Below are 9181 nucleotides of genomic sequence, written 5' to 3'. Positions count from 1 at the left end.
TCCAGGCGTAGTACCCGGCGCGGGAGACGCCGAGCTTCCGGCACATGTAGTCGACGGGGAAGGTGTTCATCCCGTCGGCGGGAGCAGGCTTCTTCGGTGCGYGGGCCGAGATGAACTCGAACCTTACTTCTGGTCGCTCGCGAAGAAGCTCGCGACTTTTTTTAGGAACGCCAGGTCCATCTGCGCCTGGGCATACTTCTTCCGCAGCTCCTCGAGTTCGGCGCGCTCGGAGACCGTCAGCGGCTTCTCCTCGGCCTCGCCCGTGTCCTTCGCCTTCTTCACCCAGGCCCCCAAGCTCGTCTCGTTGATCCCGAGGCTCTTCGCCACCTCGGCGATCGTACGGTCCGAACCAAGGACGAGAGCCACTGCCTCATCCTTGTACTCCTGGGTGAACTTCCTCCGCGTCGATCCCATCCCCGGATCTCCCTGGTAGTCAGTGGTAAGTACGTCCACTGTCTACAGAACCGGGATCACTCCACTTGTCGCCTCCGGTCTCTGGTGGTGCCTGGCGGGTCGACGGGGCCGGGACGGGCGGGGCGGGCGATGGGCCGGGTTAGGCCGCCTCCAGTCGGGTGGCATTGGCCGCCTCGTCGGGCTCGGTCGCCGCGACGCCGGCGGGCAGCCGCAGCGCGAGCAGGACGGTCGCGACGGCGGCCCCGGCGGCGGCGATGAACGCCCACCGCATCCCGGCGACGAATGCGTCGGACTCCGCCACGCCCGCGTTCGTCAGCTGGTCGGACCTGGTCTCCAGGATGACGACCATCAGGGCCGTGCCGAGGGCGCCGGCCACCTGCATGATCGTGCCGAGCAGCGAGCTGCCGTGCGAGTAGAGCTGGGACGGCAGGGCGCCCAGACCGATGGAGAACACCGGCGTGAGCACCGCGGCCAGCGAGGCCATCAGCACGACGTGCGCCGCCAGCAGCAGCGCATACGGCGTGTCGGTGCCGGTCCGGCTGAGCACGCCCAGGGCGATGGCGGCACCGGTCGCGCCCGGGATGACGAGGGGCCGCGCCCCGAACTGGTCGAAGAGGCGGCCGACCACCGGGCCCAGCAGGCCCATGGCCAGGCCACCCGGCATCACCAGCAGCCCGGTCTTGAGCGAGCTGAGGTCGCGGACGTCCTGCAGGTACAGCGGCAGCAGGAACATCGAGCCGAGGAATGCCATGTGCACGGCCGCCATCAGCAGCAGCGACACCCCGAACGGGCGGTAGGTGAGCGTGCGCAGGTTCAGCAGCGGGCTGCCTGTCCGCGCCAGGCGCACCTGCAGCGCCGCGAAGGACGCGATCAGGGCGACGCCGCCACCGGCGATCAGCGCCACGACGATCCCGCTGCGGGCGCCGACCTCGCTGAGCCCGAACAGCAGGCCGCCGAAGCCGAGCGCGGCCAGGGCGACGCTGGTCCAGCTCACCGAGCTCTGCTGGGTCTCGCCCACGTTCTCCAGCTGGCGCAGCCCGGCGACGGCGACGATGAGCGCCGCCGGGAGGACGAACACGAAGATCAGCCGCCACGACCCCAGCTGGAGGATGGCCCCGGAGACGGCGGGGCCGAGCGCCGGCGCGCACGACATCGCCATCGTCACGTTCCCCATCACCCGGCCGCGGTCCTGCTCGGGGACGACGGTCATCAGCGTCGTCATGAGCAGCGGCATCATCACGGCCGTCCCGGCGGCCTGCACGACCCGGCCGGCGAGCAGGACCGCGAAGACCGGTGCCACGGCGCCGATGAGCGTGCCGGTGCAGAAGGTCGCCATCGCGATCCCGTAGGCCGTCCGGGTGGTCACCCGCTGCAGGAACCAGCCGGTCACCGGGATCACCGCGGCCATCGTGAGCATGAAGACGGTCGAGAGCCACTGCGCGGTCCGCGGGGTGATGCCGAAGTCGGTCATCAGCCGCGGCACGGCATTGATCATGATGGTCTCGTTGAGGATCGCGACGAACGTCGCCCCCACCAGCAACTTGATCACCAGTGGGGTCCCGCGCCGCGTCGCGCCCCCGGAGCCGGCCGCTGGTTCGCGCCCGACGCCGGTCTCGCGCTTGCCCAGGGAGGTGGTGGCGCTCGCGCCGTCCCAGGAGGACGTGTCGTCCGATTGGAGGGTCGCGGTCATCTCGATCCTTCGGGTCGCAGGTCTCGGGGCTCGGAGGTGCTGAGGCCCAGTGGGCTGTCGGCCGGCCCACCACGCGCCCGCTCGCGGCGGCCCGACCAGTACGACTGGTACGACCGGGCCTGGGCGAAGAACTCATCGGCGCGGCGGCGACGGACGACTCCGCCCGGGCCGTGGTGGATCCTGCCATCACTCTCGCGCGGACCACCGACAATTTCCGAGCGGGCCCGCCGGACCGCCGACGCACGTATCCCGGCGGCGGCCATGGGCGGTCTGGGCCGGTCGCGGTCGCCGAGCTGGGGGTTTGGGGCTGGGAAGGCGGCGGTTACGTGGCTACGGTGAGGTCATGGCGAGCTGGGAGGACGTGAGCAGGATCGCGCTCGCGCTGCCCGAGACCACCGAGGGCACGTCGCACGGCCAGCGTGCCTGGAAGGTGAAGACGAAGGGATTCGTCTGGGAACGGCCGCTGCGCCGCGGCGACCTGGAAGCGCTCGGGGATGCCGCGCCGGACGGACCGGTTCTCGGGGTCCGCGTCGCCGACGTCGGTGTGAAAGCGGCGCTGATCGCCGACAACCCGGACGTCTACTTCACCACTCCGCATTTCGACGGCTACCCGGCGGTCCTGGTCCGCCTTGACCGGATCGGCGTGACCGAGCTGGCGGAGCTCGCCGAGGAGGCGTGGCTCACCCGAGCGCCCAAGCGCCTCGCCCAGGGGTTCCTCGCGGACCGCGACTGACCTGTGCTGGCGGAAACGCCGTCAGGACGTCACGAGGCCAGGCCCGAGCAGCGTCGAGTTCGCCCACGCTTCCGGCCCGGTCAACGGAGATCGACTACAGGCTGAGACGCCAGGCTGACTAGCCGAGGTCGGCGTTGGGGACGTAGCGGTCGGCGTCGAGGGGGCTGCCGGGGGTGGCCATGAACGTGTCCTGGTCGGTGATACGGAACCCGGCGCCCACGAGGACGGCGGCGAGCGGGTGAGCGGCGAAGACGGCCAGGTGCACGGAGTGGCCGTCGTCGCCCGCGACATGGCGGGCGGCGGCGAGCACGGCCCGGACCGTGGCGTCGGCGTCGTGGCCGCCGGCCGGCCCGACGGCGCATGTGTCGCCGCGGACGCGGGTGACGGCGTATCCGCTGGGCGTCGTCCAGGCGGCCACGCCCGGCTGGCCGAGGTACCAGGCGAGGTGCTCGACGCGGTGGCCGCCGCTGACCTCGGCGTCGAGTTCGGCGATGTCGTCGGCGCTGGCGGGGCGGGGACGGATCTCGGCCGGTGCCTCGGGCAGCGCCGCGGCGAGGCCATGCAGGTACCAGAGCGGCTGCCTGGGGCGCAGGCCGTGGCGCATGTAGAGAGCCAGTGCCCGTGGATCGGCGGACGCGAACGTCACGACGGGGTGGCCGGGGCCCGGGAGCACGGCCGCCAGCAGCCGCCGGCCGAGCCCGGCGGACTGCGTGCCGGGGTCGATGAACAGGTCGCCCAGGTGGGTGAGGCCGCCGCGAGTCAGCGTGCCCGCGAACCCAACCACGCCGGCCAGGTCGGCCGTACCGGCCGAGTGCGCCGTACCGGCCGAGTGCGCCGTACCGGCCGAGTGCGCCGTACCGGCCGGGTCGACCGTGCTGTCCGCGGCGGCCCGGCCGACCCCGCCGGACGAGCCAACCGCTTCGGCCAAGCCGTCGGCAGGGATATGGACGCGGGTCCTGCCCTTGACGGAACCGGAGGATTCGGCGCCGCGGTCCGCGACGACAAGCCGCCCAGTCTCCCGTTCCAGGTCCAGGAAGTCCGGCTGGCTCGGCCAGGTGCCCAACAGGTCGAAGCCGGCGGCGATGGCCCGGATCGCGGCCATGTCGGCCGGGCCTGCCACTCGTATCAGGGCCACGCCGCCATCCTCGCCCACGCCGGAACCGGCAGCGCTTCCGCCAGTAGCTGTGGGGGAGACGCCGGTCCTGTGGGCCCCACAGTGCCTGACTGAAATCCCCGTGGGCGCCTGCCCGGAGGAGAGCGTCGGCCAGATGGATTAGGGCAAGTACGCTCCGGGCCTCGACCGCCTGGGGGAGTCACCGTGCGCGGACGGATGTCGGCGTGAGGAGCCAACGCGCGAAACAGTTATCGCCCAGGTCGGTATACCAGCAGACCTTCAGCGAATAGCTGGTGTCGCTCTGGCGCGGCCCGTACCGCGACCGGTGTCACTCGTTCGGATCGTGGTGCTGGGCGATGTTGAGCACGGCCCCGCCCGGTGCTCGGACGAAGAATCGGCGGATGCCCCACGGCTCGGTGGTCAATGGGTGGACAATCTCGTAGCCAAGGCGTTGCGCGATGGCGTAGGCCTCGTCGACGTCATCGACCTTGACCGAGAGCAGCGGGTTCTCGGGTCCGGTAGCGTCCCGCGACAGCAGCTGGATGTGTTCGCCCGAGGAGGGCACGACGACGCGCGTGACCCAGTCCAGACCCATGTCCTGCGCGTCGAAGCCGAGGAAGTCGGTATAGAAGGCCTTTGCCTCGTCGAGGTCGGGCACCGTGAGGTCGGCCGTCACCCGGATGACTCGCATGAACAGCTCTCCGTCCGCATCGCCGAGAAGGTTCGTGTCTTTCGTAATGAGCGTCATCCGCTATGTCAACGGGTCTGGTCGACTCAACTTTCGTAGTTACCCGGCAATGTTGATCATGTCGAGGCTCCAGGCCAGTTGGAGGGCGTGGATTTCGGCGGTGGTCTGTGTGGAGGGCCGAGTCGGTCGGAAATGCGTGGCGATGAGGGCGCGGCGGAGCCGGGCGAGCAGGTCGGCGGCGGAGGGCCGGGTCTTGGTGGTGTACCAGGGGGCGCAGGTGGCGTGGTCGGCGGCGCCAGTGGCGGTGGTGGGCGGTTGGCGCTGGCCTCGCCTTGGCGGTATTGGTGTTCGTGGTCTTCTTGCTGGCGCGAGGCGGCAGGGTGGCTTGGCAGATCCAGCGGCCGGTTCCGGCTCGGCGGGCGGCATGTCGACGGCGGTGTCGAGCCCCCTTCCCGCCGAGGGAAACCAGTGCCCAGCGCGCCTGCCCGCCGCTCGACCGCGACCTTCGCGGCTGTCGTGGTCATGAGTCGCGCCCTCCCCGGCTGGTCGCGCATTTTGAATATTGGATATATGATCCGTAAGATGATCGCTAGAGGCGAACCCACCCAGAACCCGGCCGGTGGCACCGGTGCCACCGGCGGCGGCGTGGCGGTGGCGGGGAGCTGCGCCGGATTCCTGTTCGCGTCGAACGAGCTCGCGACGGCCGTCCAGCACGGCATCCACACCGCCACCGTGGTCTTCGACGACGGCGCGTACGGCAACTCCAACCGCGACCAGCGGGAGAACTTCGCCGGCCGCGAGCTCGGCACCGTTCTGCGCAACCCCGACTGGGTGGCGCTCGCCCGCGCGTTCGGCGCCGAGGGCGTCCGGGTCGACGACGTCGCCGACCTGCCCGCCGCGCCGCGCGCCGCCTGCGCGGCCGACTGCTCGACCGTCATCGCCGTCCCGATGGACCGCCTGCCGTCCCTGTTCTGACCGTGGCGGTGCACCGCCACGCCCAGCCGCCACAGCCAGCCGCCAACTCGTCACCAGGAGGTCACCAATGCCGGTCGACCTGGACCGCCACGCAGCCCTCGCGAAGGAGCTGCTGCCGCCGGGGCGGCTGCTCGTCGGCGACGACCGTCCCGACGGCGACGCCGGGACGTACGCGCACGTCAACCCGGCGACCGGCCGCGAGCAGGCGGCCGTCACCCTGGCCGGGCCCGGCCAGGTCAACGCGGCTGTCGACGCCGCGAGGACCGCGTTCGAGCGTTGGCGAACGCTTCGGCCGGACGAGCGACGCGGCGCGCTGCTGCGGCTCGCGGCCCTGGTGCGGCGGGACGCGGAGAAGATCGAAGGCATACTCACCCTGGAGTGCGCGGTCCCGGCAGCGACCACGGCCGCCCTGCCCCGCCGGGCCGCTGACTATCTGGAGTACTACGCCGGGTACGCGGACAAGATCGAGGGGCGGGTCATCCCGATCTTCCCGGAGAACGCGTTCGACTACACGCTCGCCGAGCCGTACGGCGTTATCGGGATCATCTCGACCTGGAACGGCGGTATCTCGTCGGTCGCCCGCAAGGCGGGCGCGGCGCTCGCCGCCGGGAACACGGTGGTCGTCAAGCCGATGGAGCTGGCGCCGTTCTCGTCCCTGTTGTTCGGCGAGCTGGCGCTGGAGGCTGGCCTGCCGGCTGGCGCGGTCAATGTCGTCCCCGGCGACGCGGCCGCCGGCGCGGCGCTCGTGCGCCATCCGGGCGTCGACAAGATCAGCTTTACCGGTGGCCACCGCACGGCCCGCGCGATCCTCGCGGACGCCGCCGAGACGATCAAGCCGGTCGTGCTCGAGCTCGGCGGCAAGTCGGGCAACATCATCTTCCCGGACGCCGACCTCGCCGCCGCCGGCCAGTTCGCCGGCACGGTGTGCATGGTGATGGCCGGACAGGGCTGCGTCTTCCCGACCCGGCTCATTGTCCACGAGTCGGTCCACGACCAGGTGGTCGCGACCGCCGTCGCCACCGCCGCCGCCCTGCCCATCGGTGACCCCCTCGACCCGGCGACCGTCGTCGGACCGGTGGTCAGCGCCGCCGCGCAGACCCGCATCCTCGGCATGCTCGAACGCGCCCTCGCCGCGCCGGCCGGCGAGTTGCTGCTCGGCGGGGGTCGGGTGGACGCGTCGGCGGACCCGGGGCTGGCGGGCGGCTTCTTCGTCGCCCCGACCATTCTCGACCGCGTCGACCCGGCGGCCGAGATCGCCCAGGAGGAGGTCTTCGGCCCGGTCCTGTCGGTGCTGACGTTCCGCGACGAGGACGAGGCGGTCGCGCTTGCCAACGGCACGCCCTACGGGCTCGCCGGCTACGTCCACACCGCGGACCTGCGCCGCGCCCACCGGGTCGCGGCCCGCCTTGACGCCGGTTACGTCTCCGTGGGCGGCTTCGCCGCCCTGCCGGCCAGCGCCCCGTTCGGCGGCTTCGGCCGCAGCGGCTACGGCAAGGAGGGCGGCCGCGCCGGCCTCGACGAGTTCATCCGCACCAAGAACGTCTACCTGCCGCTGTAGCGCCCCAAAGATCGCGACGTGATCGGCCTCGGCACGACGCTCGTGCTGTTCTGCGACATCGTCTGTCTTCAGTCAGCGGCCCAGGCCCGGTCCTCGGGGGCGATCCGGTAGCCGACGCGGGGGGTGGTGGTGATGACCGGGGGGTCGCCGAGCTTGCGCCGCAGGCGGCCGATCGTGACGAGGACGGTGTTGGTGAACGGGTCGGCGTGCTCGTCCCAGACCTGTTCGAGGAGGTCCTCGGCGCTCAGGTACGCGGGGCTCGCCCGCAGCAGCGCCTCCAGGACCGCGAACTCCTTGACGGACAGGTCCAGGGGCCGGCCGTTGCGGGCGACCGTCCGGCGAATCGTGTCGAGTTCGAGGCCGGCGGCCCGCAGCGTCGCCGGCCGGACGGCGGGCCGGCGGCGCGCGAGTGCGCGAATGCGCAGCACCAGTTCGGGGAAGTGGAACGGCTTGGTGAGGTAGTCGTCGGCACCGAGCGACAGGCCGCTGACCCGGTCGACGGGCGCGTCCGCGGCGGTGAGCATCAGCACCATCGCCCGCTCGTCACGCCGCAGGATCAGCTGGCAGAGGGTGTCGCCGTGGATGCCGGGCAGGTCCCGGTCGAGGACGACCACGTCGTAGCTTGTGGCGGCGAGCTTGGCGGCGGCCTCGAGGCCGTCGTGCGCGACGTCGGCGGCGATCGCCTGGTCGCGCAGCCCCTCGGCGAGCACGGCGGCGAGCCGGCGCGCGTCCTCGACGACCAGGACCCTCACGCCGCGACCGCCGGGCCCGGCGCGGTCACCCGTGGCAGCGTGACGGTGACCAGCAGGCCGCCCTCGGCCCGGGCGCGCAGCTCCAGCGTGCCGCCGTGCGCCTGGGCGATGGCGGCGACGATCGACAGGCCGAGCCCGGCGCCGGCCGCGTCCGACCCGGTCCGTTCGACGCCGAGCCGGCGGAACGGCCGGGCCAGCTCGGACACCTGTGCCTGGTCCAGCACGTCGCCGCCGTTCTCGACGACCAGCCGGACCGTCGCGCCGGACACGGCGGTGGCGACGCCGATCCAGCCCCCGTCATGGTTGTGCCGAACCGCGTTGTCAAGCAGGTTGTCGATCATCCTGCTGAGCAGCGGCTGGCTGGCGAGGACCCAGGTGTCGTCGAGGCTGTGCACGCGGTGCAGCACCAGGCCGGCGCCGCCGATCGCGTCCGTCCGCGTGGTGAGCCGCGCCGAGACGGCCGCGTCGAGGGAGACGGTCGCCCGGTCGGGCAGCCCCCCGTGCTGGCCGCGGGCGAGCGCGAGCAGTCCGTCGAGCAGCTCGTCGACCCGGTCGAGCTCGACGCGCACCCGGTCCGCGAGCAGGAGCGTCTCGCCCGGGATCGGGCCCGGCTTGGCCGCGGCGACGTCGACGAGCGCGCGGACGGTCGCCAGCGGGGTGCGCAGCTCGTGGGAGGCGTTGGCGACGAAGCGGCGCTGCGCGGCGAACGCACCGTCGAGGCGTTCCAGCAGGGCGTCGATGGTGTCGGAGAGGTCCTTGAGCTCGCCGTCCGGGCGGGTCATCGCGAGCCGCTCGTGCAGGCTGTCGGCGGAGATCCGCCGGGTGGCCGCCGTGATCACCCGCAGCGGGCGCAGCACCCGGCCGGCGGCGACCCAGCCGACCACGACCGACGCGACCGCCATCACCGCCAGGGCGACCGCCGACCCGAGCAGGTAGCCGTGGGAGGCGGCATGGACAGCGGCGTCCCGTGACGGCGGGACGGGTCTGCCAGCGGAGGTCGAGACGGCGACCGACACCGACGACGAGGACCCGACGCCGTTGGTGATCGCCAGCAGCACGATCGCCGAGACCACGAACAGCCCGCTGTACAGCGCCGTCAGCCGCATTCGCACGGTGCGGCGTACCCGGATCATCGTCGCCTCCCCAGCCATCGGCGGCCCCTGCCGCCCAGGATGGCCGGCCGGGCCTAACACCGAGATAACGGCCATCGTTCGGTCCGTGTCAGCGCCCGCTCCATAGAACTCCGTCATGCCCGCA

Annotated in this window: 9 protein-coding genes; 3 read left to right on the top strand and 6 right to left on the bottom strand. The window is 72.2% G+C overall.

The annotated features are described in order from the left end of the window. Positions 1 to 123 precede the first annotated feature (123 nt). Both BCD48_RS13450 and BCD48_RS13445 read right to left on the bottom strand, forming a co-directional pair. Positions 124 to 414 carry a transposase gene (locus tag BCD48_RS13450; RefSeq protein ID WP_071048698.1) on the bottom strand — a complete coding sequence of 97 codons (291 nt, stop codon included), beginning with the start codon at positions 412 to 414 and terminating at the stop codon, positions 124 to 126. Positions 415 to 553: 139 nt separating this feature from the next. Beyond that, positions 554 to 2104, bottom strand: coding sequence for an MDR family MFS transporter (locus BCD48_RS13445; RefSeq protein ID WP_083418575.1), 1551 nt, complete (start codon positions 2102 to 2104; stop codon positions 554 to 556). Positions 2105 to 2447: 343 nt separating this feature from the next. On the opposite strand from BCD48_RS13445, the gene BCD48_RS13440 reads away from it, so the two are divergent. Then, positions 2448 to 2837, top strand: coding sequence for an MmcQ/YjbR family DNA-binding protein (locus tag BCD48_RS13440; RefSeq protein WP_071048697.1), 390 nt, complete (start codon positions 2448 to 2450; stop codon positions 2835 to 2837). Positions 2838 to 2955: 118 nt separating this feature from the next. Here the strand turns inward: BCD48_RS13440 and BCD48_RS13435 are convergent, their stop codons facing one another. After that, on the bottom strand, positions 2956 to 3972 hold the full coding sequence (locus tag BCD48_RS13435) for a GNAT family N-acetyltransferase (RefSeq protein ID WP_131803967.1): 1017 nt from the start codon (positions 3970 to 3972) through the stop codon (positions 2956 to 2958). Positions 3973 to 4279: 307 nt separating this feature from the next. Further along, the gene (locus BCD48_RS13430) at positions 4280 to 4699 is read right to left on the bottom strand and encodes a VOC family protein (protein WP_198543225.1); all 420 of its coding nucleotides are present in this window, start codon (positions 4697 to 4699) and stop codon (positions 4280 to 4282) included. A gap of 522 nt (positions 4700 to 5221) precedes the next feature. On the opposite strand from BCD48_RS13430, the gene BCD48_RS51225 reads away from it, so the two are divergent. Together BCD48_RS51225 and BCD48_RS13420 are read left to right on the top strand one after the other, a co-directional pair. Further along, on the top strand, positions 5222 to 5614 hold the full coding sequence (locus tag BCD48_RS51225; RefSeq protein WP_157910490.1) for a thiamine pyrophosphate-dependent enzyme: 393 nt from the start codon (positions 5222 to 5224) through the stop codon (positions 5612 to 5614). 67 nt (positions 5615 to 5681) lie between these two features. After that, the gene (locus BCD48_RS13420; RefSeq protein ID WP_071048694.1) at positions 5682 to 7172 is read left to right on the top strand and encodes an aldehyde dehydrogenase family protein; all 1491 of its coding nucleotides are present in this window, start codon (positions 5682 to 5684) and stop codon (positions 7170 to 7172) included. A gap of 68 nt (positions 7173 to 7240) precedes the next feature. Here BCD48_RS13420 and BCD48_RS13415 read toward each other — a convergent pair whose 3' ends face one another. Then, positions 7241 to 7924, bottom strand: coding sequence for a response regulator transcription factor (locus tag BCD48_RS13415; RefSeq protein ID WP_071048693.1), 684 nt, complete (start codon positions 7922 to 7924; stop codon positions 7241 to 7243). Continuing rightward, positions 7921 to 9075, bottom strand: a complete 1155-nt coding sequence (locus BCD48_RS13410) for a sensor histidine kinase (RefSeq protein ID WP_241841700.1) — start codon at positions 9073 to 9075, stop codon at positions 7921 to 7923. The genes BCD48_RS13415 and BCD48_RS13410 overlap by 4 nt, the downstream gene beginning before the upstream one ends. Between the last annotated feature and the right edge of the window lie 106 nt (positions 9076 to 9181).

It is taken from the genome of Pseudofrankia coriaricola (genome assembly GCF_001854805.1).
Classification (GTDB): Bacteria; Actinomycetota; Actinomycetes; order Frankiales; family Frankiaceae; genus Pseudofrankia.
Note: the sequence above shows the minus strand (reverse complement) of the source record. Positions and strands in the feature narration are given on the sequence as shown.

Excerpts from the sequence above, each read along its gene's own strand:
- BCD48_RS13430 (WP_198543225.1), bottom strand. The coding sequence starts at position 4,699 with ATGACGCTCATTACGAAAGACACGAACCTTCTCGGCGATGCGGACGGA.
- BCD48_RS13445 (WP_083418575.1), bottom strand. The coding sequence starts at position 2,104 with ATGACCGCGACCCTCCAATCGGACGACACGTCCTCCTGGGACGGCGCG.
- BCD48_RS13420 (WP_071048694.1), top strand. The coding sequence starts at position 5,682 with ATGCCGGTCGACCTGGACCGCCACGCAGCCCTCGCGAAGGAGCTGCTG.
- BCD48_RS13450 (WP_071048698.1), bottom strand. The coding sequence starts at position 414 with ATGGGATCGACGCGGAGGAAGTTCACCCAGGAGTACAAGGATGAGGCA.
- BCD48_RS51225 (WP_157910490.1), top strand. The coding sequence starts at position 5,222 with ATGATCGCTAGAGGCGAACCCACCCAGAACCCGGCCGGTGGCACCGGT.
- BCD48_RS13410 (WP_241841700.1), bottom strand. The coding sequence starts at position 9,075 with ATGGCTGGGGAGGCGACGATGATCCGGGTACGCCGCACCGTGCGAATG.
- BCD48_RS13440 (WP_071048697.1), top strand. The coding sequence starts at position 2,448 with ATGGCGAGCTGGGAGGACGTGAGCAGGATCGCGCTCGCGCTGCCCGAG.